Consider the following 242-nt stretch of genomic DNA (forward strand, 5'->3'; position numbering starts at 1 on the left):
TTACAAAGCACTCTACCGTTATCTATAGAAAGCCTTAATTTTTTATATTTTGAAAAAGGTTTAATATGATCAACATTTAATTCATTGCCTTTATAAAAACATATTTGGCATGTCCAATTATCTCGTTTTAAAACGCTTCTTCTCCATTCGAGATATTCTGTAGTACGTCTTAAATCCCAATTTGCCTCAGTTATACCTCCTTGCCAATTTGGATTTTTTTCTTTACAAAATCCTTTTTTACC

At 29.8% G+C, this 242-nt stretch carries 1 protein-coding gene; it reads right to left on the reverse strand.

Going from position 1 to position 242, the window contains the following annotated elements; translation table 11 throughout:
- On the reverse strand, nt 1-242 hold a 242-nt coding region (locus LIZ08_RS10360; protein WP_227038827.1), incomplete at both ends, for an HNH endonuclease.

Origin of the sequence: Streptococcus sp. 210928-DFI.4.42 (genome assembly GCF_020554365.1) — a bacterium.
Classification (GTDB): domain Bacteria; phylum Bacillota; class Bacilli; order Lactobacillales; family Streptococcaceae; genus Streptococcus; species Streptococcus parasanguinis_S.